This window comes from Streptomyces sp. NPDC127098 (assembly GCF_042722465.1).
Classification (GTDB): domain Bacteria; phylum Actinomycetota; class Actinomycetes; order Streptomycetales; family Streptomycetaceae; genus Streptomyces; species Streptomyces millisiae.
The window spans coordinates 12,181-32,838 of record NZ_JBHXFJ010000076.1; the positions used below are offsets into that span (position 1 = coordinate 12,181).

At 67.6% G+C, this 20,658-nt stretch carries 21 protein-coding genes; 9 read left to right on the forward strand and 12 right to left on the reverse strand.

Annotation, left to right across the window (positions count from 1 at the left end; genetic code table 11):
- Positions 1–17: 17 nt before the first annotated feature.
- Positions 18–722: a hypothetical protein gene (locus ACFWI8_RS31795; protein ID WP_387098649.1), complete on the reverse strand. Its 705-nt coding sequence runs from the start codon at positions 720–722 to the stop codon at positions 18–20.
- 727 nt (positions 723–1,449) lie between these two features.
- On the opposite strand from ACFWI8_RS31795, the gene ACFWI8_RS31800 reads away from it, so the two are divergent.
- The 4 genes from ACFWI8_RS31800 (at position 1,450) to ACFWI8_RS31815 (ending at position 6,984) form a co-directional block, all read left to right on the forward strand.
- Positions 1,450–2,661 carry an ABC-three component system protein gene (locus ACFWI8_RS31800; RefSeq protein WP_387098651.1) on the forward strand — a complete coding sequence of 404 codons (1,212 nt, stop codon included), beginning with the start codon at positions 1,450–1,452 and terminating at the stop codon, positions 2,659–2,661.
- Complete coding sequence (locus tag ACFWI8_RS31805; RefSeq protein WP_387098653.1) at positions 2,658–3,143, forward strand: three component ABC system middle component; 486 nt, start codon at positions 2,658–2,660, stop codon at positions 3,141–3,143. The genes ACFWI8_RS31800 and ACFWI8_RS31805 overlap by 4 nt, the downstream gene beginning before the upstream one ends.
- Before the next feature lie 31 nt (positions 3,144–3,174).
- Positions 3,175–5,124 carry a DUF3732 domain-containing protein gene (locus tag ACFWI8_RS31810; protein ID WP_387098655.1) on the forward strand — a complete coding sequence of 650 codons (1,950 nt, stop codon included), beginning with the start codon at positions 3,175–3,177 and terminating at the stop codon, positions 5,122–5,124.
- Positions 5,125–5,436: 312 nt separating this feature from the next.
- Complete coding sequence (locus tag ACFWI8_RS31815; RefSeq protein WP_387098657.1) at positions 5,437–6,984, forward strand: DUF4041 domain-containing protein; 1,548 nt, start codon at positions 5,437–5,439, stop codon at positions 6,982–6,984.
- Between the two features lie 797 nt (positions 6,985–7,781).
- Here ACFWI8_RS31815 and ACFWI8_RS31820 read toward each other — a convergent pair.
- The 4 genes from ACFWI8_RS31820 to ACFWI8_RS31835 form a co-directional block, all read right to left on the reverse strand.
- Entirely contained in the window at positions 7,782–8,828 is a 1,047-nt protein-coding gene (locus ACFWI8_RS31820) for a hypothetical protein (RefSeq protein WP_387098659.1), read from the reverse strand.
- 99 nt (positions 8,829–8,927) lie between these two features.
- Positions 8,928–9,728, reverse strand: a complete 801-nt coding sequence (locus ACFWI8_RS31825; protein ID WP_387098661.1) for an AAA family ATPase — start codon at positions 9,726–9,728, stop codon at positions 8,928–8,930.
- Complete coding sequence (locus ACFWI8_RS31830; protein ID WP_387098689.1) at positions 9,721–11,283, reverse strand: Mu transposase C-terminal domain-containing protein; 1,563 nt, start codon at positions 11,281–11,283, stop codon at positions 9,721–9,723. Before ACFWI8_RS31830 ends, ACFWI8_RS31825 begins: the two co-directional genes overlap by 8 nt.
- Positions 11,284–11,682: 399 nt before the next feature.
- Positions 11,683–12,285: a hypothetical protein gene (locus ACFWI8_RS31835; RefSeq protein ID WP_387098663.1), complete on the reverse strand. Its 603-nt coding sequence runs from the start codon at positions 12,283–12,285 to the stop codon at positions 11,683–11,685.
- A gap of 42 nt (positions 12,286–12,327) precedes the next feature.
- Between ACFWI8_RS31835 and ACFWI8_RS31840 the strand changes: the two genes are divergently transcribed.
- Positions 12,328–12,528 (forward strand): hypothetical protein, encoded by a 201-nt coding sequence (locus ACFWI8_RS31840; protein WP_387098665.1) that lies wholly within the window; start codon positions 12,328–12,330, stop codon positions 12,526–12,528.
- A gap of 141 nt (positions 12,529–12,669) precedes the next feature.
- Here ACFWI8_RS31840 and ACFWI8_RS31845 read toward each other — a convergent pair whose 3' ends face one another.
- On the reverse strand, positions 12,670–14,910 hold the full coding sequence (locus ACFWI8_RS31845; RefSeq protein WP_387098667.1) for a tetratricopeptide repeat protein: 2,241 nt from the start codon (positions 14,908–14,910) through the stop codon (positions 12,670–12,672).
- 583 nt (positions 14,911–15,493) lie between these two features.
- On the opposite strand from ACFWI8_RS31845, the gene ACFWI8_RS31850 reads away from it, so the two are divergent.
- The gene (locus ACFWI8_RS31850; RefSeq protein WP_387098669.1) at positions 15,494–15,694 is read left to right on the forward strand and encodes a hypothetical protein; all 201 of its coding nucleotides are present in this window, start codon (positions 15,494–15,496) and stop codon (positions 15,692–15,694) included.
- On the opposite strand, the gene ACFWI8_RS31855 is transcribed toward ACFWI8_RS31850, so the two are convergent.
- The 3 genes from ACFWI8_RS31855 to ACFWI8_RS31865 all read right to left on the reverse strand — a co-directional run bounded on the left by ACFWI8_RS31855 (position 15,691) and on the right by ACFWI8_RS31865 (position 16,757).
- Positions 15,691–15,888 carry a hypothetical protein gene (locus ACFWI8_RS31855; RefSeq protein ID WP_387098671.1) on the reverse strand — a complete coding sequence of 66 codons (198 nt, stop codon included), beginning with the start codon at positions 15,886–15,888 and terminating at the stop codon, positions 15,691–15,693. The genes ACFWI8_RS31850 and ACFWI8_RS31855 overlap by 4 nt on opposite strands.
- A 117-nt stretch (positions 15,889–16,005) precedes the next feature.
- Positions 16,006–16,443 (reverse strand): hypothetical protein, encoded by a 438-nt coding sequence (locus ACFWI8_RS31860; protein WP_387098673.1) that lies wholly within the window; start codon positions 16,441–16,443, stop codon positions 16,006–16,008.
- 89 nt (positions 16,444–16,532) lie between these two features.
- Positions 16,533–16,757, reverse strand: coding sequence for a hypothetical protein (locus tag ACFWI8_RS31865; RefSeq protein WP_387098675.1), 225 nt, complete (start codon positions 16,755–16,757; stop codon positions 16,533–16,535).
- Between the two features lie 285 nt (positions 16,758–17,042).
- Between ACFWI8_RS31865 and ACFWI8_RS31870 the strand changes: the two genes are divergently transcribed.
- On the forward strand, positions 17,043–17,765 hold the full coding sequence (locus ACFWI8_RS31870) for a hypothetical protein (RefSeq protein WP_387098677.1): 723 nt from the start codon (positions 17,043–17,045) through the stop codon (positions 17,763–17,765).
- A 107-nt stretch (positions 17,766–17,872) separates the two neighbouring features.
- Here ACFWI8_RS31870 and ACFWI8_RS31875 read toward each other — a convergent pair whose 3' ends face one another.
- The 3 genes from ACFWI8_RS31875 to ACFWI8_RS31885 all read right to left on the reverse strand — a co-directional run bounded on the left by ACFWI8_RS31875 (position 17,873) and on the right by ACFWI8_RS31885 (position 19,203).
- On the reverse strand, positions 17,873–18,493 hold the full coding sequence (locus ACFWI8_RS31875; RefSeq protein WP_387098679.1) for a DUF6262 family protein: 621 nt from the start codon (positions 18,491–18,493) through the stop codon (positions 17,873–17,875).
- Between the two features lie 146 nt (positions 18,494–18,639).
- Entirely contained in the window at positions 18,640–18,894 is a 255-nt protein-coding gene (locus ACFWI8_RS31880) for a hypothetical protein (protein WP_387098681.1), read from the reverse strand.
- Positions 18,895–19,203 carry a hypothetical protein gene (locus ACFWI8_RS31885; protein ID WP_387098683.1) on the reverse strand — a complete coding sequence of 103 codons (309 nt, stop codon included), beginning with the start codon at positions 19,201–19,203 and terminating at the stop codon, positions 18,895–18,897.
- 213 nt (positions 19,204–19,416) lie between these two features.
- Between ACFWI8_RS31885 and ACFWI8_RS31890 the strand changes: the two genes are divergently transcribed.
- Both ACFWI8_RS31890 and ACFWI8_RS31895 read left to right on the forward strand, forming a co-directional pair.
- Positions 19,417–19,572, forward strand: coding sequence for a hypothetical protein (locus ACFWI8_RS31890; protein ID WP_387098685.1), 156 nt, complete (start codon positions 19,417–19,419; stop codon positions 19,570–19,572).
- Positions 19,573–19,865: 293 nt separating this feature from the next.
- Positions 19,866–20,300: a hypothetical protein gene (locus tag ACFWI8_RS31895; RefSeq protein ID WP_387098687.1), complete on the forward strand. Its 435-nt coding sequence runs from the start codon at positions 19,866–19,868 to the stop codon at positions 20,298–20,300.
- The last annotated feature ends 358 nt before the right edge of the window (positions 20,301–20,658 follow it).

Genomic DNA, 20,658 nt, shown 5'->3' on the forward strand with positions numbered 1-20,658 from the left:
TCCTGGGTCCGGCCGCATCATGTGTCGGCAGGCGGCTCGCGACGTTCCACGCCCAGCGTGCCGCGGGACCAGAAGTCCAGACTGGGAGCACCGGGCATCGTTTGTGTGAACGAAAGCCAGCGCTGCCTCTCGCCGTAATACAGCCTGTAGACCTCGGCATCAAAGGCTTCACGCGTGACCAGTGCCACCACACCGACCGCGTCCCCGGTGTATGCGTCGTTCATCGCCGTGGTCCTGGAGTGCGACTGCAGGGCATCAACAAGTGACGGACTGGAGATGCTGGAGCCGTCGAACTCCCCGAACCCGGCATGCAGCATCAGTCGTACCTGCGGCAGCAGATAGCCCTCCTTGCGTGTGGCTCGCTGCCAGTCTGTCGCCATCAGCTGATCCAGCTCGCGAAGCAGGAGCGCTCCGAGCGCGCGTACATCATCGGTGCCAGTGAACAACAGCAATGTGTCGCCATTGTCGAGCTCCTGGCCGTAGGCGATCACCCCGTCGGTGCCTACCTGGCGCAGGGCGTGTTCGACATAGGAACGCACCAGGCGTGGGCCAGGATGCAGCGAGACGTCCTGGCCCACCCAGTTCACGATGCCGACAAGCACAGGAACGATTACTCTTCCCCTGGCTGCGGCCAGAGGCTGAGGTATCGCCGCCACCGCTGCCGGCCCTGGTCCATCCTTCTCGGCGCCGCAGAAGATCATGTAACAGTTGATGACGTTCACATCGCCAGCTATGACGACGTTCCCGTCGCCGGTTACAGCGGTGGTGATACTGCCCGCGGCCGCAACGGCCCGCTCACCTGAAGCCGTTGCCGAGGATTGTGCCTGCGGGCCGAGGGACGACTCCGACACGGAACCTCTGTTTCCGCTTCTATCCCATGCACAGTGACCGGGGCGAAGCATCATCGGGTCAAGACGTCATCAGCATAGGACCGGTCTCGGACATGCACGGGGTGACTGGAGGGCTGAAGCGGCAGAGTGTGCCGTGACGACGTCCCGTGAATGACCGCCATAGGCTTGCAACTTTCGTGGCTCCCGCCACACAGCAGTGTCACGTGCTGCACCCCAGAGGGGCGGGGCACGCCCCTGCCGGCACACCTGTGGCGCGGTCATAGGAAGACGGTCTACAGCAAGCCCACAGCAACAACGGCGAGCCACCCTCGGCTAAGGGGCAGCGCAGCGGTCTCTGGGCGGCAGACCTGCAACCAGGCTCACCACACAGCGGCCGAAGATCACGGACGGCGATCCTTTCAAGGCTGACGGCGACGCCGCGGCGGGTGCTACGTTGTGCCGCAGGGGAGTGGCACAACACATCACACCAAACCAAACCGCCCAGGTCGCGTTGAGTGTGGTGTGGTCGGTCGCAGGGGTGGGACTTGCGCCGCTCGGACAAGCACGATCAGTAGTGGGGAACGTGGCGCGAGCAAGGTCGCATTCGGCGGCAGGGCAGATGACCGGATACCTGTACCAGTGCGAGCTCGCCCTGCTCGAGCTCGCCCGCCGCAGCTGGCAGGACCCCACTGCCGAGATCCGCATGGAACTCCTCGACGACATCGAGTTGCTCGACCCGGACAAGACGCCACGGGAGCTCCTGCAGTCAAAGCACCGCGAAGCCGCCGGCCCGCTGAGCGAGACCGGGAAAGACTTCTGGCGTTCCGTCGGGTCCTGGATCGACGCTCTCAAAAAGCTCTCCGAACCCTCGGGCGCCGCCATGCCCATCCTGCGCCTCGTCTCGACCCAGACCGCACCGCGGGACACTTTCTTCCACTACCTCGGCGCCGGCCCGGACCGGGACGAAGCCAAGGCGCTGCAGCGCATGGAACAGGTCGCCGGCGACGAGAAAGGGCCCGACACCACAGCCAAGGACCGCCGCCTGTTCATGAGGCTCACCCCGGCCCGGCGCCAGGAACTCGTCAGTGCCATCACCGTCAACGACGGCGCCCCCCTGATGTCAGACCTCGACCCTAGTCTGGCCAAAGAACTGGGGATCACGCCGAGCGACCACGCTCAGTCCGCCCTCGAGGAGATCAAAGGGTGGTGGTACGGCGTGGCGGTCAAACTGCTGGAACGCAAGAACCCCCGGCACATGCGCGCCTCCGTCAGCGCCCAGGAACTCATGTGCCGCCGCGACGAGGTCACCGGCCGCTACACCGGCAAGCACCTGCCGATCACCGAGACCCTGCGCAACCTCACCGAGGCGGAGATCGCCGGCTACAGCGACCGCCTGGTCGTCGCCCAGATGCGGTGGATCGGGCTGCCCGACTCCGAGGTGGCGATGCACCTGCGCGACTACCACCTCGCACGGGCCCAGCGCTCCGAATGGCTGCGCACCTTCAAGATCACCCCGGAGCGGCTCGAAGAATACGAAGGCGAACTCCACTACGAGTGGGAGACCGCCTTCCGCCGCCGCACCCGCCGCATCCCTGATGACACGGGCGAAGAGGAGCGCCAGGCCATCGGGCAGGAAATCCTGGACGCCACCATGGACCGCGTCGCCGACACCCCGCTGCGCCCCGGCACCGTCACCGCGCCCTGGGTCGGCAAAGGAAGCACCCACGGCCTGTCCGACCAGGCCGACACCGCGCAGCCCGATCGGCAGCTCGGCTGGCACCCCGACTACCAGAACCGCTGCAAGCACCCCGACGAAACGCAGGAACAGTGACGAGCGACTCCCACCGCAACGTGTCGGAGGCGCATGCGCTGTTCAACCCCGCCTTCGGCGCCTACCTCCTGGCCAGCGCCGTCAGCACCGCCACCAAAAAAGCACAGCGCCCCCTGCCCTGGCCCAGTGCGTTCCTGATCCTGCCCCTCGTCCTGCCCACGGACACCAGAGAATCCCTGCCGGGCAAGTCCACCGTGACGCTCACCGCCTGGGCCAACGACAACCCGCGTCTGCAGGCCGCATTCGCCGAACGCGCCGCAGCACTCACCACCTACACCCGTGCCAGCCTGCGCACCGCCATGCGCCACCACGCCATAGACGTCACCCCCGCCGGACTGATCTGCCCCCGCACCCCCAGGCCCCCGTCCGCGGCCCCCGGCGAGGAAGTCGCCGACTGCGCCCGCGCAGCCGCACTCGTCGGCCGCTGGCTCGCCGTGACCGACCCCACCCGAGCCTTCACCGCCCTCGGTGTCCGCCCCTGACCCGCCCCTACAAAGGAGCCCCAGAACCGCCATGCAGCTGCTCGCCCTGGCCCTGTACCACCGAGACGGCAGGAAACCCCCGAGGGTCCTGCGGTTCCGCCCCGGGGCGCTCAACATCCTCACCGGCGAGTCGGAAACCGGTAAGTCCGAGGTCCTCACCATCGTCGACTACTGCCTCGGACGCAGCGCACCCAACCTGCCCGACGGCCTGATCGACCAGACCGTCGGCTGGTACGCCCTCCTGGTCACCTTCGCCGACAGCTCACGCATGGTCCTGGCCCGGCCCCGCCCCGCCGGAGCCTCCACCCAGCACGCCTTCATCCGCACCGGCGACGCCACCCTCGACATCCCCCGGCCCGACGAACTCGTCAACAATTCCAACGTCGCGGTCCTGCGCAGCGAACTCAGCGCCCGCCTCGGGATCGAGGACTTCCACTTCCAGCCGCCCGCCGGCGCGGCCCGCAACGCCTTCGACGTCTCCATCGGCCAAGCGGCCCTGCTCTGCTTCCAGAACCAGAACGAGATCGCCTCCCAGACGGCCCTGTTCCACCGCCAGACCGAACCCGGCATGGCCCAGACCCTCAAGGACACCCTGCCGTACTTCCTCGGTGCAGCCGGCCCCGAACAGGCGCTGCGCCGTCACCGCCTCGGCGAAGCCCAGCGAGCCCAGCGCGCAGCACAGCGGAAACTCGACGACGCCCTGCGCCACCAGCAGGCCATGGACGCAAACGGTCTGGCTCTCGTACGCCTCGCGGAGTCCGAAGGCCTCCTCGCCGACGTGCCCGCGGCCCTCGAAAACTCGCAGGTCCTCGACCTCCTCCACCAGGCCCTGGCCGCAGCCCCCCAGACCGCAGCCCCACTGGAACTGCGCGACCGGCGCCAGGAACTCAACGACGAACGCCGCATCCTGCGCGAACAGCTACAGGAATTCGACGAGGCACTGGCCGCAGTCGACCGATGGCAGCAGCAGGGCCGCGCCTTCACCGGAGAACTCCACCTCCAGCTCGACCGCCTCAAAACCCTCGAGCTCCTCGGCCCTGAACGCCAGCACGACACCAGCGTGTGCCCCATGTGCACCCAGCCTCTGCAACACCCCGACCCCACCGCGCAAGACATCTCCGAGCTGACCGACCACCTCGCACAAGAACTCGCCCAGGCACAGACACTCCAGCCCGTACGCGAAGAACACCGGCGCGCCCTCCAGAGCGAGCGCGCCGCCGTGACCGAGCGCCTCAGGATCAACGGCGCCCAGCTCAGAGAACTCCTGGCAAGCGACGAACGCATGGGCCGCTTGCAGGAACACAACCTGCGAGTCGCTCACATCCAGGGCCGGATCTCCGAAGCACTCACCCGCACAGGCACAGACCGCGACATCACCCGGCTGCGCCACAACCTCGCCCTCGCCGAAGAGCACGCAACCACGCTTGAGCGGCTCGTCGATGAAGACGATGTCGCAGCCGAGACCGAGCGCCGCCTTGCCGACGTCGCCATCGGCATGACCGCCTGGGCCAAGCGGCTCAACCTCGGAGGAGCAGCAGACGCCACCGAGGCGGCCATCAGCCTCAAGCTCCTCAACGTCGTCCTCAGACGACCCTCCGGACGCCTGCCCCTCACCCGCATCGGCAGCGCCAAGAACCACATCGGCTACCACCTGGTCGCCCACCTCGCCCTGCACACCTACCTGCGGCGTAACAACCGGCCCGTCCCGGGCTTCCTCATGCTCGACCAGCCCACCCAGGCGTTCTTCCCGGAAAAACCCCGCGACGCCTCCACCATCGAAGACGCCGACTGGGCCACCGTCACCGCCTACTTCCAACTCCTCAACGACGTCGTACAGCTCAACAACGGAGCGTTCCAGATCATCGTCTGCGACCACGCGAACCTGCCCGAAGACTGGTTCCAGGAAGCCGTGATCGGCAACTGGCGTCCCGATGCCGAAGGCAATCGCACCGCGCTGATTCCCCTGGACTGGCTCGACTGATGCTGCCACCGCGGCCAGGCCGTCCGTGCCGAACCAGACACTGCCATGCCCAGCGCGAGCACGCCTGGCAACGGGGAGGCGCGAGAGCCGTGCATGTGGCAGAGCCGGCGGTCGGCGCTGGCCTGGCACGACCGCCGTGCTCCGATCGTGGTCAATCTCGCCGTCATCTGAGGTTCCAGGCCGGTAGACCGGCCAAGGTGCCTTTTGCGCCGATTTTCTCGATCGGCCGTCCTCCCGGCAGCCTGCACGGCATGATCGCGCGAGTGTCGAGGGTGCACCGGACGGTGCCGGGAGGGGAGTGCACGGGTGAATGTGAACGGCTTTCGGTTCAATCCACCACCGAACTGGCCGTTGGCCCAGGGCTGGATCCCGCCGGTCGGCTGGGAGCCCGACCCGTCCTGGCCACCGCCTCCGTCCGGCTGGCAGATGTGGCTGCCCGACGCACCCGAAGGCGCGCCGCCGACAGCCGCCGTTCCCCAGCAGTACGCGCCTCCGCCCGGCGTCCCCGCCGGGCGGAAGAGGGGCTGGTTCGGCCGTCGGCGACGTGACGAGGCGAGCGAGCTGGAGGAACTGAGGCAGTGGATCGCGCAGACCCACGGCGCCGACGCCGCCCAGGTCGCCGGACTCATGCAGCGGACACGCCAAGAGACGGCCGCGCTGCGGACGCAGGCGCAGACAGAGGCCCAAGCCGTCATCGACCAGGCCCGCCAGGCCGCCAAGGACATCAAGGCCGACGCCAAGCAGGCCGCGAAGGACACCGAACGGATCCGCAAGGAAGCCGAGCAATACCGCGGAGAGATCTACCAGGCCGAGAACCGCCTGACCGAGCTGCGCGCGCAGATCGTCACCACCGACGAGACAGCCCTGCTGCAACAGGCCGGTATCTACGCCTACCACCACCAGCTCCACGACGCGGTCGCCTACCGCACCCGCCTGGACTCCCTCAAGGCCGAGATCAAGAACCTCGCACGCAACAACCAGGCGGTTCTCGCCGCCACCGACTGGACCGTCAACGGCTCCGCCCGCGAAGGCCGCAAGATGATCCGGGACTTCTCCAAACTGATGCTCCGCGCCTACAACGCCGAAGCCGACTACGCCGTCCGCACCATGCGCCCCCACCGGCTCACCTCACTCGTCGACCGCCTCTACAAGAGCCGGGAGACCATCGCCAAGCTCGGCGCCACCATGCACATCCGCATCTCCGACGCCTACCACGACGCCCGCGTCCGCGAACTGCAGCTGACAGCCGACTTCCTGCAGAAGAAGGACGAGGAGAAGGAAGCCCAGCGCGAGGCGAGAGCCCGCGAACGCGAGGAGGCGGCCGCCCAACGCGATCTGGACCGCGAACGGCAGAAACTGCACAAGGAACTCAACCACTACGAGGCCGCCCTCGAACGCATGCGCGTCCAGGGCGACCACGAGGCCGTACGCGACATGGAAGCCAAAGTCGCCGAGATCCAGCAGGCGCTCCAAGACGTCGACGCCCGCGCGGCGAATGTCCGCACCGGCTACGTCTACGTCGTCTCCAACATCGGCGCCTTCGGAGACAGCATCGTCAAGATCGGCATGACCCGACGCCTCGAACCGCTGGACCGGGTCTACGAGCTCAGCGGCGCCGCCGTCCCCTTCCGCTTCGACGTCCACGCCCTGATCTTCAGCAAGGACGCCGTCGGCCTGGAAACCCGCCTCCACCAGGAGTTCGCCGAACGCCGCGTCAACCGTGTCAACAACAGAAAGGAGTTCTTCTACGTCACCCCCGCCGAGGTACGCACCGCACTGGAACGCTTCGCGGGCGAACACCTGGTGGAGTTCACCGAGACCCCGCAGGCACTCGAATGGCGCGCCAGCAAGACGGGCTGACCCGGAGAGGACGCTGCCACAGCAGTTGGCGGCCATACACCGGGGTGTCGTCGAACATCCCCAGCCCAAGACCGGAGCCCGCCCCAGAACCAATGCCGTGTCTCCGGCTGGAGGCGTTTCCTCGGCCTGGGTTTAGTACACGAGCCTGCAGCGCTGAGACAACAGGCGGGCCGCGAGCCGCTCCGGTACCCACAGTGGGATGACCGGCTCAGCCGCCGCCCAGTCCACCGAGACCGTGTACGAGGCGAGCACGCCCCGTTCCCACTGACTGAGCCGGTCGAGCGCATACGTGCTCCGGCCGGATGCCGCAAGGGAACCGCCGCCAAGCCGCACGGACAGGACCCGTTCCCCGCAGTCGGCTGCAGGATCCGCAGCTCGACTACGAGTGCCTTGACGTCACCGTCCTGGGATCGAGGACTTCGCGGCGTCGAGGCCCGCGCTTCGACGTGCAGCTCAAGTGCACCGGCAGCGGGCACAGAGCCATCCTGCGAGCGGACGGCAACTACGTGAGGCTGCCCGCCGATCAGTACGAGACGCTACGTAGACCAGGATTCGTGCCGATGCGACTGGTGGTGATGATCTTGCCGCTGGTTGGCAGGTCGCACTATTGGCCAGCAGCCCCAGAATGGAATAGCTTGCCCGTTCTTTGTGCGCGTTTGCGGGAATGCCTGCCTGGCGAAAATCCGCCTCGTCCACCCGCTCCCACGCTCCTGCTCCCCGTCAGGCTCGAACCGACCGCCACGTTGCGCCCACCTTCTGGACCTCATCGTGGCGGGTGGTCGCCGCGCGGGGTTACGTCACCGCCAGGCACGCTCGTCGCGGACCTCGCAGAGGGCAGGGAGGTGCTCGCGATGGGCACGCAGGGCTTTTGCGCCCGACTGCAGGCCCGGGGCGAAGAGCTTTTCCTCAGGGCGGCGATCTGCCAGGCGGTGGTGGGCGCGTGCTGCGGCCAGCAGGGGTCGCGCCCAGGTCGGCACTTCGTACAGGCGGCAGCGCCGGTGGCCGGGGCTGTGCGTGCGCAGCAAGGTGGCGTGGCCGCTGAGGTCGATGTCGCGGGTATCGCGGAGTGCGATCTGTGTGGTGCCGGTGAACGCGAGCACGCTCAGGGCGCCTGCGATGAGCGGGTGGGCAAGGGTGGCGAGGTATGCGGAGTCCTGAGGGCGAACGGGTAGCGCAGGAAGGGGGGATGCCTGCTGGGCTGTTGCGGTGGCTCCCATGCAGGACTGCCTGGAGCGCGGTGGAGGGACCGGTCCTGTGTGAGCGGCCTGTGCTGGCAGCAGGCGTGCTCCGTGAGGGAGTGGGGGAGTGGGAGTTGAGGTGTCCGGTGACGCTGGCAGTGGCGGGAAGAACGGGCGTGCGGGTCGCGGGCCCGATGCGGCGAGTGCGGCGTGGAGTTGATCGAGGCCGGTGAGGTGGTGCTCGATGGAGGCCAGCGTCGGGGGCATGCGCCGCGGGGTGGTCTGCCACAGCAGGGTCAGCTGAACTCCGGTCGCCTCGCGCCAAGCCAACAGCTGGTTCAGTCGTGTGGTGGTCAGCAGATGGGCGCGGGTGACGACCAGGTGCCGGATCCCGGTTGCGGCGCTCCATGCGGCTGCGGCCAGCCATGCGGGGCGCACCGAATCCAGCGGGATGTCGGGGCCGCCTGGGCCTGATGCCAGTCGCTTGCCCAGGGCGTAGAGGACGTCGTGGGCAAGCGTGGCGGGGTGGCTGCTGGCCGGGGTCGGCTGGATGGTGATGCGACCCAACTCGGGCTGGTGGGCGTTGAGGGCGGCCCGGGTGTAGGCGACATCGTCCTGCTCGTCGATGACGACGGCCAGCCTGCGCGGTACGCGCGTCACCGCCACCTGCCTTTCGTGTCGCCCGCTGCGGGGCATGGTTCCGGTCCCTGGGGCGCGGCCGGTTGGGGACGGCAATCCGGTGCGGGTCCCCGGTCGCCCTGGCGGCTACATGCCGCCGAGCTTGCTGTAGACCCAGCGGATCAGGTCGTCGTTGATCTCTGTCAGATTCATCTTTCTCATGCCGTTGAGCAGGTGCTTGGTGATGGTGGCCCAGTTGCGGAAGTTGCCGTGCGCCGCGGCCCGGTCGATCCCGAGGATGATGCGCGCATCCACCCCTGACCACAAGGAATGGAAGGCCGGCAGGGTGGCGACGACCTCCCGGTGCGACATGCGTGTGAACTTCTGCCAGATGAAGATCCTGGAGGCGAGCATCGGTTCGCGTTTGAGGACCTCATAGCAGCCGTCCCCGCCGGCGAAGACCACCGTGATCTGGGTGTCGCGGTCGTCCCACAGGTGTCGCCAGTACTCGAAGGAGCTGCGGCCCATCCACTGCGCTTCGTCGCATACCAGGACACGGGGTGTTTCCGCCAAGGTCTCTTTGAGTAGGGTGTCGAACTCGATCGGCCGGGTCGGCGGATCCCCGGGCAGTCCCAAGGCTTTGAACAGGCCGTGCCGGATGTCACGGGGCGTGGGGCCGGAGCGCAGCTCCAGGCGGTAGGTGATGTCGGGGGCGAGTTTGCGTAGCGCGGAGTTCACGGACATCGTCTTGCCGAAGCCGGCCGGCCCGTAGACGCACATCATGCCCTGCGTCTCGATGGTGTCCTGGATGTCGTCCACCGTCGTCAGCAGGCTTTCCGTGGCGACCACGTGCGCGTCCAGATGATGGAAGTGATCGGCGCTCTCCGCAGGAGTCGACCATAGTTCCTGACGCTTTCCATGAGCGGTTTCGAGGCGCTGTTCATGCATGATCCTGAGGGACGTCGGGGGTGTCTGAGATGTCGGCGGTGGTGTCGGGTGGCACGGGGCGGGCCCAGTCGTCGGAGGGGGGCAGGTGGGGGATGTAGCCGGGATTGGCCATCCGGGACAGATCCAGCGCGGCCGCATCGGACAGTTCGGCCTCGGCCTCCTGCTCGGTCATGGCCTGCAGCCGCTGCGGCGGTTCCGCGGAAGTGACGGCTTCGAAGCGTTCGCGGCGCAACTTGGCGGCCGCCTTCGCATCCGCGCGCAGCCGCCGGGCCTTGGCCGTGCGGGCGCGACGGACCTGGCGGGCCTGCTCCGGGGTGGCGGCGCTCGCCAAGAACGCCGACCCCAGATGCGCACCGTGCAGGTCGAAGACCTCGATGCTGGTCTCGTGGTGCGGCAGGTAGCGCAGGCTCACCCGGGTGCCGACGCGGCCGACCATCCAGTCAGCGATGTAGTGCCGCTTGCGCCACTGCACCCCGTGCGTGCTGATGGTGCGGGTGCGGCCGTCGTCCTGGAGCCCGAAGAAGGCCAGCTGCTCGGCGGGAACGTCATACAAGGGCGTCGGGTCCGCCCGCCACGCCTCCAGCGGAGTGCGTCCATCCAAGGGCTTGGGTGTGTGCTTGGTGTTCCACCACTGCACCCAGTCCAGCAGTACTTTGACGAACGCCTCGAAGGTGAGCGCCGGCGCATCCGGATCCACGGCGCGTTTGCCGGACAGCGTGGACTGGCGGGTATAGCGGGGCAGCGAGACGAACAGCATCTCCTCCACAGCACCGTTGAGGGCTTCGATGCTGCCTTTCAGGTAGGGGGTGTAGGGTGGCAGAGCGACGACGGGCACGACGAACGCGCCCAGCGCGGAGGTCACGGCGGCGGACAGATATTCCTTGCCGCGGTCTACCCGGACCAGGCCAGGCAGTCCTCCGGCCGGGCCGAACGTCCCAGTGCGGTCCAGCGCGGTGCGCAGCGCGGCCAGTACCGCGTCGGTGCTCGGCGCGTGCGGGGTGACGGCAACTCCGAGGATGACGCAGGTCGCACAGTCGATGAACCAGGTCAGCCAGGGCCGTACGAGCTCGTCTTCGACCCATACCTCGACCGGCACGCACTTGTGATCGCCTTCCCATGCGGCGTTACGCTCGTGGGCCGGGCGTTCACCGAAGATGTCGTAGGCGCGGCGCGCTGCCTCCCCGCGCGCGAGGCCGGCCCGTTCTCCATGGGTCAGGTCTCGGCGCAGGGCTCGGTGCAGGGTGGTCAGTGACGGCGCCTTCTGTCCGGCATCGGATGCGGCGCGCCGGCGTAGTTCCCGGTGCACGGCGGAGGCGTTGCCGCCCCACAGCATCAGCAGCTGCCGGATTTCCGCGGTGATCGTGAACCGCTTTCGGCCCTGCGCGGTGTGTCGGCCGGTGCGGCGGGCCTTGGCCAGCCACCGCCACACGGTGCGCTCTGAGCGGCCCAAAGCCTGCGCGGCCAGCTTCACATGGACGGTGAGCAGTTGATTTCGCTGGTCCAGAGCGATCAGTCGTGGTACGGCAGCCTCACGCCCGAGCCGGGCGGAGAGCACAGACGGGTCGGGGTGTGGTGGCTGTGGAGAGGAGCCGCTCACGCGGTCAGCCTCCTTTCGGAGCCGAGGGGTTGGCGTGGAGATCGGACGCAAGAAGAGCGGTCGTTGCCTTGTGCTGGTGAGGGGGGTGTCGCAGGTGCGGGCAGGCAGCATGAGAGCCACGTCCGCAGGACGGGCCCAAGGTGCGGCGTTTACGGGGCCGTTGCCGCCGGCTCCAGGCCGCGACATGGCTACAGCTCATGCCGAGTGACGCACACGCCAGAGGGAATCGACCGAAGAAGCCGGAACAGTGGTGCATCCCCGGGGTGGGAACGCCCGGGGGAGCCAGACGGGGCCCCCGGCAGCGTGAACACCACCCCACACGAGGCCCTTGCGCCCGGTCGGACGCAAGGGCTGTGCTCAGGCAGGTTCCACCGGCTGCGGCAATTCTTCGCGGACGAGCTTGAGTAGCTGCTCTCCGGTGAACCAGGAGCTGCTGGAGCCGTGGACCGCAGCGGCGTACCAGTCGCGGGCCGTGGCAGGGACCGGGGTCGAACCGATGAGATTGGCCCGCAGCTGAGCGACACACCACTTCCTGCTCGCCAGTCCCTGTTCGACCTTCTCGCAACTCGTGCACAAGGGGGCACCGTAGCGGCCAGGCGGGGTCCAGGAACGGCTGGTGCGGGGGATGTCCTCCTGGCAGGCGGTGCACAGGATGCCCGAGGGGCACGGGCCGATAGCCCGCAGCATCTCGTTGACATGCAGTCCCGCAGCGCTGGCAAGCGCACGAGAGCTGATACCGCTCTGCTGCCAGTAGATGTGCCGAAGGACTCCGATCAGCTCCGGGGCGTGAGGAGCCGAGACTTCCTCCCGCAACTGCGTCACGCGATCGATCACCTGCGCCGCCGCACGCTTACGCACCTGCTGCGCCCGCGTGAGGGCGCCTTCTGCCTCCACGAAGTCGCGGAGCGCCCGGCCGAGTTCATCCAGCGTCTCGGCGTGATCGCGCGCGTCGTCGGGCATAGCCAGAGCCTACCGGCCGGCGGGGTCTTGCGTTGAGTGGCTATGGGCGCCCCTCAGCCACTCCAGCGCCTGGGTGAGCGGCAGCTCGTCCACGTGGTGGCGACCGAGCCGCGCTCCTGGGAGGAACTGCTGACCCGGGTCCCCGGCCCCGGGAGCACTGGGTGGACGGCCGACGATGTCGATCGTGCTGCCGAGGCCCACGAGGGCCACTGCCACCGGGTGTCACTGGCCGACCCGTGCTGACCCCGGCTGACGGGCAGGAACCGCACAGCGTGCTCGAGGGACCGCTGGGCCGGTGGCCGCACGCGGCGGACCGTCGCTGGAGGGGGCTTTGTCTGTCGCGTTCAGCGGGGATCCGACGAGCGGTCCGTTCGACAGTGCGCTCTACTGCCAGGGGGGTGTTGGTGTGCCGTCGGGGTCCAGCCCGTGCGGCCACATGCCCGCCAGTTTTTCAGTTACCTTCTGGAGCCGTGCCATGTTCACTACGGCATTGAAGGGGCCGAGGGGGGCAGTTTGGAGTCTGAGGCTTCCGAGGACCGTCTCGACGTATCCCACTACCGGCGGGGCAATGAGGTGTCCGGCGTCGGCGAGTTGGCGGTAGAAAGCTTCGGCGCCCTCTTGGTCCCCGTTCCTTTCCCGGAGCCGTGCCAGGGCCAGCAGGGCGTTGGCGCTGCCGGCGTCGGCGGCCCGCCGATAGGAGTCTTCGGCGCCCTCCCGATCTCCGACCTTCATTTTCACTTGCGCAATAGCCAGCAAAAGGTCGGGGTTCCCGGTGTCGACGGCCCGTTGGATGAGGTCTTTGGCGCCCTCGTGGTCCCCGGCCTTGTCCAGGAGCCGCACCGACTCGAAGATGGCATACGGGTTTCCGGTGTCGACGACCCGGCGGAAGAGGTCTTGGGCACGCTTCCGGTCCCCGGCACCCTGCTGCAGCCGTGCCAGGGCCAGCAGGGCCTTGGCGCTGCCGGCGTCGGCGGCCCGCCGATAGAGGTCCCCGGCGCGCTCGTGGTCACCAGCCTCCTCCAGGAGCCATGCCATGCCGTCGATGATGTCGGACCCGGCGGTATCGACGGCTTGGAGGTAGAGGGCATTGGCGCTCTCCCGATCCCCGGCCTTCGCCCGGAGCAGTGCCAGGCCGAGCAACATCAAGGGGTGGCCGGTGTCGACGGCCCGTTGGGTGAGATTTAGGGCGCCCTCTTGGTCCCCAGCCTTAGCCAGGAGCCGCGCCAGGCCGATCATCGCCAAGGGGTGGCCCGCGTCGGCGGCCCGTCGGTACTGGTCTTCGGCAAGCTTCCGCTGTCCGATCTTCTCCATGAGCTGGGCCAGGGTGTTCAGGGTGTCGACGGATCGTCGATAGAGGTCTTCGGCGCTCTCTATCTCCTCCGGGTTCTGGTTGAAGGTCAAGGGGTGGCCGGTGTCGACGGCTCGTTGGATGAGGTCTTTGGCGCCCTCGTGGTCCCCGGCCTCGTCCAGGAGCCGCACCAGGCTGACTATCGCCAAGGGGTGGCCCGCGTCGGCGGCCCGTTGGGTGAGGACCTTGGCGCCCTCCAGATCTCCGGTTGCCTCCTTCTGGTAGGCCAGGTTGAGCATCGCCGCGGGATGGCCTGCGTCGACGGCTCGCAGGTATAGGTGGTGCGCCCACTGAAGTCGATACCGCGTGCGAGCAGCGTTGGCCAAGTTGTTCAGGTCGTCGGGGCGGCTGAGGTGGGTGTGGGCAGCGTGCCAGAAGGATGCGGGTGGACATAGCTGCCGGCGGGTGGTGCGGCCGTGTTGTTCGAGGAAGTCGGCCAGGTGGAACATCGGGCCCGTACCTGGTGAGCTGGGTGAGGTCGGGGCGACGGTGCCGGGAGGGCGGCGCTGCGGGCGTGCCACGGCACGCTGCAGAGGGGCTTGCTTGCCGTAAACGCGGCGGGCGAGTTCGGCGAACGCTGCTTCCGCCCAGTCTTCTGACAGGTCGGTGAGGTCGTGATCGCTGAGGTAGTCGATCGCAGCGTCGATCAGGAACACCTGCGGCAAGTGCAGGCCCATACCCAGGCGGCGGGCATCCATCGCGGCCTCCAGCACTGCTCGAGCCGCGGGCGTGCCCTGTTCGTAGCGGCGCACGAGTTCCGGAGCGCCGGCCAGGTCCTGTGTTAGCCGGCCGTGCTCCCGGGCGCGGGTGAGAGCATCGGCAAGGAGCCGGTCACCGCCCTGCGCGAGGGTCGTCGCCCGGTGCAGCCCTTCCTGGTCGAAGGTTTCGGGGATGGTGATGGTCCGGCCGGCCAGCAGTTCCCGCACCCGGCTGTGGGGATCGGGTGCGCCCGCCATGGGTAGGACGGTGTACTCGTCTGCGTACTCGGTCCACAAGGTGCCCAGGACGAGCAGGGGCCCGCGGTCAGGGGCGGTGAGCAGAGTGTGCAGGGCGGCGGCGATCTCCTCTCCCACCCGAGGGTCACCGAGGTAGTGCTGGGCCTCATTTAGCCACACCACCGTGCGCGGTCCGACTTGGTGCAGGCCTGCGAGCGCGGCGTCGGCGCGGGTGGGGTCGAACGGGTGCCACAGCCGCCATCCCAGGTCCGCCAGCGGCTGCACCGCCTCCCAACAGGCCCGCGTCTTGCCGGTGGAGGAAGAACCGACCAAGACCAGCATCCGGCTGCGACCCCGTGCGGCGTCCTCGACCGCGCGAGCCAGAACCCCATCATGTTCGCGCGGGACGTAGCCGGGGAGTTGCCGCGCCGCACCTGGCCCAGCCTCCGGGCCACAAGGAGCGAAACCCGCCGGGTGAACTTCCAAGTCATGGGGATCCCACTCGCGGATTGGCCGGCCGACCGTCGAGTCCGGCCCCGCTGGCTCGGCCCTTCCAGCCGCCACTCGCTGCAGCTGCATCAACTCGCTGTCCGGGATGCGAAGTGCCTTGCACAATGCCGCCACTGTTCGCGGCGACGGGGGCTTGGTCTGACCCTCCCGGAAAGCCGCAGACGCGGTCTCGTGCCCCAACCCCGACCTCGCCTCGAGCTGTTTCATAGACAGCCCGGACCGGGCCAGCGCGTCCTCCAGTTTCCTGCGCAGCTTGGCCAGCGCTGCCACCCGTTCTGCCTGCCCGTCCTGCACTACCGCCCCCGGCACTCTCATGTGTCCGCCGTTATCCATTTTCGTCCGGCCGGACCCCGACGGACACGGCCTCCAGGATCTTCGACGGTATCGATATTCCACACCCCGTCAGGAGACCGTCGTGTACCACGTTGTTCTGCTCGCCATCGCGCTGGTGATGCTCATCGCGCTGCTGGCCGCGGCCACTATCGGCAAGCTCGCCCGCTTGGAGGGCGCCACCTATCCGGCCGCCCTCACCCGCGCCGCAGCCGCCTTCATCGCGGTGCTTACCCTCGCCACCACCACCGCTGCTGCCCTCGCCGACATCTTCCCACCGGTCTAGGCGGCGTCGAGGCCGGTGTTCACGATGTAGGCGGCAGCCTGCGCCGCGAGCCGCTCCTCTCGCCGGCGAGCTCCATCTCCCGCGTGGCAGGCTGTCGCGATGGACGCCTCGGTCACCCGGACGCGCAGTTGTTCGACTTCCTGGTCGTGCTCCTCGCTAACCGTGGCCGCCGCCGTGCTCAACGCCAGCGGCATCGGTCTGTTCGAGGTTGATCAGGGGGAATCGGTGCCGTAGCGCGTGCGTGCGAATCTGGGGAGGTGGTCGACGCACCGTCCACCCGTCGGCGGCCGCGGCGCCGATCTCCCCGACGGTCAGTCTTCCTCTTCGGTCTCGTCTGGTTCGTCGGTGGACTGCTGCTCGCACTCGGCGATCTTGTCGGCCAGGTGGTTCCGTAGGAGTTCGGAGGTGGTCTCGGTGCTCTCGGTACGGCCGGTGCTGCGTAGGACGTGCTCGCGTAGTTGCCAGTAGGCGTCTTGGTCCCAGCGTTCTTCGTCGATCGCGTCGGCGCCTGGCCAGTCCATGTGGACGACGGTGTTCTCCCAGTCCTCTAGGTCTTCCAGTGCCCAGCTGGTGCGTTCGTCCCTGGTGGGGTTATCGACTCCCGAGTGCGTGACGTAGCTGGGGTGGTCGCTCAGGACGTCGGCGGCGTAGGGGAGGGGGATGCCGCCGTGTTCCACGGCCCATCCCCACACGGCCAGCGCTTCGATGAGGGGCGGCGGATCGGACGGGCGGGGGTGAGAGACCACCATGACTCCAAGGGATCGGACGGACGGATGAAGAGGACGGGCCCTGCCAGACCTGAAGGTGTGGCAGGGCCCGTCGACGGGTTCGGGGTTGGTCAGGCGGGGGCGAGGGTGGGGTTGGTCGGCTGGAGGGCCGCGAGGGGGGAGCGCCGGCCTTTCCCGATGCTGCGCAGCTGCTGCCAGTCGATGTCGGGGTGGGTGGTGGGGAGGGCGTCGATGGTGGCGGTGGTGTAGAGGGCGACGTCGACGGCTCCGGCGCGGGAGGTGCCGAAGCGGATGGGGATCGTCTCGGTGGGCGCGATCCAGCCGAGGCGGAGCATGTGGTCGAAGTCGGTTTTACCGACTCTCGGAGTGTCTGGATCGCCGTTTACCTGCACTGATACGTCACGTAAGTGTCCGAGATGTGAGCCAGCTGGAGGCCGAAGTGGGGGCGAGAGCTTCCTGGACGGCCCCGTCGCATTCGTCGATGAACCGCTCGACTTCCCGCAGCAGCGTGGGAAATGGCTGCGGCCGTTCCTGCTCTGCTCCTACGATCTCCAGAGGAATCGTCACAATCAGGGGGCAGCGTGGCAGGGTGTGTTTTCTGCGGAGCACCGGCCAATAGCGTGGAACACGTCATCCCGAAGTGGATCAGCAAGAGTGCGCGCGATGCCGTCCCCGGCATCAACCAGACGTCGGTCATCCTCGACGCCGATGGCACCCCTCTCAGGACCGTGGGCCAGAAGTTCGGGGACGTCACCGTCAAGTGCGTGTGTACCACCTGCAACACCGGCTGGATGAGCAAGCTGGAGACGAGCGTCAAGCCGGTCCTGCTTCCCCTCGTCCTTGGCACCGACGAGTTCGTGGTCGTACTGGATGAACAGCAGCAGGCCGACCTCGCCGCCTGGGTGATGAAGACGGTGATGATGTTTTCCTTCACCCTGCCGAATGAGTTCCACTCGACGATCCCCGCGGCCGACTACGCCCACCTCTACCGCTATCGGCGCCTGTCCACCCGCCGGATGACCGCCCGCGCCTTCCATCTACTGGTCCCCGGCCACGGGACGGCCGGCGAGGTGCTGTTCGAGGCGAAGGTGGGCAAGTCGGTTAACCCCAGAGGATTCATCGGCTTCTTGCGCTTGGGCCACTTCGGGGTCCAGGTGTACTCGATGCGCCTGCCCGGCGATACGCGGCTGTGCGAGTTCGCGGAGTTCCCCAACGTCAAGCCGCTGTGGCCGCCAGTCGCACGGTGGGTGTGGCCCCCGGAGCAGGCATGCGATGAGGCGATGCTCAAGGCCCTGACTGAGGACGGGACCGCGTTTCCTGTCGGCACCCGTAAGAAGCGCTGAGCGTCTGTCGCCACACATGGAAGGGATGCGCCCCACCCACGTGGCCGCGTCCCTTCCATGTGTGGTGTTACTCCACTTGGCCACCAACGGATGGGACGGCCTGGAGCTTATGACTGGTCTTGTTCAAGGAGTTGTGCTTCGAGGTCGGCGATGCGTTTGTCGGCGAAGCGGAGGTTGGAGCGGGCACCTTCGAGTCGTTCCTGCAGGGCTCGGTGTTCTTTGGTCAGCTGTTGGACGCGGCGTTTGAGGGTGGTGTTCTCGGTGGTGAGTCGTTGGACGGATTCGCCGGGAACCATCTGGTCGAAGTCTCTGAGCTGGCCCATCAGGTCTCCGATCTGCTGCCGTTGAGCGAGGATCTCGTCCTGGAATCGGGACAGTTGTTCTTCGGCGTTGAGTGCCCGCTCCCGCCACGATGCCTCGATGTGCTCGTGCTCGTCCTGGGTGACTCGGTCGTGGCGGCTCTTGCTGTCGGTCACGGCGGCCTGGACGAGGCTGCGGGCGTCGGCGTTCTCGTAGAGGAACGTGGCGGAGACATCCGCACGCTGGGCGATCGCGCGGACGGCGAGCCGGCCGCGCTCGCGGCGGAGCTGGCCGATGGCCTTCTCGACGCGGACGAGTTTGTCCTGGGTCTGGCGTCGGCGGGTGGCTGTCGCCGCTGCGGTTTGGTCGGGGGCGGAGGCATGACGCCTCCGCGTCATCGCCTTCATTTCGGCCCTGATGGTCGGCATCCTGGCCGACATCCTTGAGGAGCAAGGCAGCAAGGAAGACGTACGCCGGGATCCGGCGGCGGGCGGGTCGTCAGGCGGCCAGGGGCGCGCTCCTTTCGTCTCCGCCCACGCCCACCGGCGGCCGCCCGTGATCACCCGGAGCGCGGTCAGAGCGAGTGGTCGATGAGTTTGACGGCGGTGATGGTGAGGGCGGCGCCGGCGACGTAGTAGACGACGAAGGCTCCGGCGACCGTGGCTTCGCGGCGGTCTTTCGCGCCGCGGATGGCGGTGGAGCCGTGGCCGTAGGGGTTGGTGCCGATGGTGCTGCTCATCGCGGTGTCGAACTCCCGCCTGCGCAGGCCGGTCATCTTGCGGCGGGCGACTTCGGCTTGGCCGGCGAACGCGATCCGGTAGCGGGCCACCTACGCGGCCCCCTCGCCCTGCTCCTGGACGTCGTGGTCGTCCTCGAGGAAGACGACGCCGGAGTAGTCGCCGGCCTCCAGGCGCGCGAACTCTGCCTCGACCTCGTCCCAGGCCTGCGGGTGGGTGCGCAGCGCCCAGTGGCCCAGGACGCGGGGCAGCTCGTTCGCCGGGGTGGAGCCGACCTCGGTGTCGAACTCGCCGCGCTGCTGGGCGGGGAGGGCGGCGCGGATGCCGTCTATCGTCGCCGGCAGCTCGACCCGCTCGCCGTCCACGTACGTCGCCCAGGTGGCCTCGGTGATCTCAGCCATCGCCGTCTCCCGCCGTCTCTCCTTGCTGCTGCTCGCCACAGTACGCGGCCTACCTTGGGCCGGGCAGCGATCCGCCCAAACCAGCCTGTGACGGGAAGGGCTCGGGCGCCCCCGCCGGCGTCGGACGGCCTCCCAGTCGGCGACCGAGCTTGCCCTCACGCAGGTTGGTTGAAAGCCGCTACGCGCGGCTTTCACCGGCTTTACGCTGCCGGTATGACGAGCGAGCTAGTGGCCTGCGAGCACGGCCGGTATGCGCTGTGGGAGCAGCTTCTATCTGCTGACCTGGTGGAGCGGATCGGCGTTGCCCTGTGGCAGGCGGTCCTGCCAGCGTCGCATCAGGGGCGGTGCTTGGTGACGGTGGTGTCGTAGTGCCTGTGCGTAGGGCTGAGCGGGCCGCTCTCGTCAGGGCCTCTCGTCAGGGAAGTCGTGACAGGTCTCCTCGGCAGGTTGAACAGCTGCGGCACAGCGCTTTGGCGGCTTGGGGCACCTTCATCTCCGGGGTGGTTGGCGTCCTGGGTCTGATAGCGGCCACGCTGAGTACGTACGTCGCGTTCGGGGCGTTGGAGGATCAGCGAGAGCTCCAACGCGAACAGGAGAGGGAACAGGAGCAGCGGGAAAGAATCGCCCAGGCAACCCGCGTCACCATGTGGTACGAGTACTCGATGGAATCACCACGAGCCGTGATAACCATCGCCAATAGGTCGCTCGACCCTCTGACCGACGTCTCATCAGGATTCCTTTATGAAGGGGGATATGAAGAAGGAGAATCGTTGGGCTGGGAAGTAGCAGTAACTGCCAATATTGAGTCATTTCCTCCTTGCAGTGAAGTAGCGATACATGGCCAACGACTAGCGGAGGAAAGTGGCTATTTGCAAATAGATGTCATGCCTGAATTTAGTATTGCAGAAACTGCAAGCAGTATTATTCCAGGCGAAATCCCCCTGGCTTTTACGGACGCGGCTGGGCGGAGCTGGATGAGGAGTCAGGAAGGACTTCAGGAAGGTGATTGGATTGTATTGCCAGGTGCAGGTTCTGGCGTAGAAGTCCAGCGACCTGAAGTGGAATTCACGTCGTTATCCGCTGCTCAATGCGACTAAAGGTCTAGACCTCTTGACTGTGCGTCAGGTCTTGACGTCGACCGCCCGACAACCGGTAGTGTGGGAGCCGTGCCGGACCACCCCCACCCTCTAGCCGCTTCTTTCCGTCACTACCGTGAGGGTCCTGGGAGCGCGGAGCGCGACCAGGACCCGGACCGTCACTCTCCCCAAATCCCAGTAATTACACAGGACATGCCCCTGATGCACCACCCGCACAAGGAGGCTAAGGCCGGAGGCCGTGCCTCCCAACCCACTACCGCCCGTGAGCGGAGCGAACGGGCCCGCCCCACACCGGGCCGCGGAGCGGCCGGTGTCTCTCCGCCCCGTAGGGGCGGCGCGTCGTGTCTCCGGAGGAGAC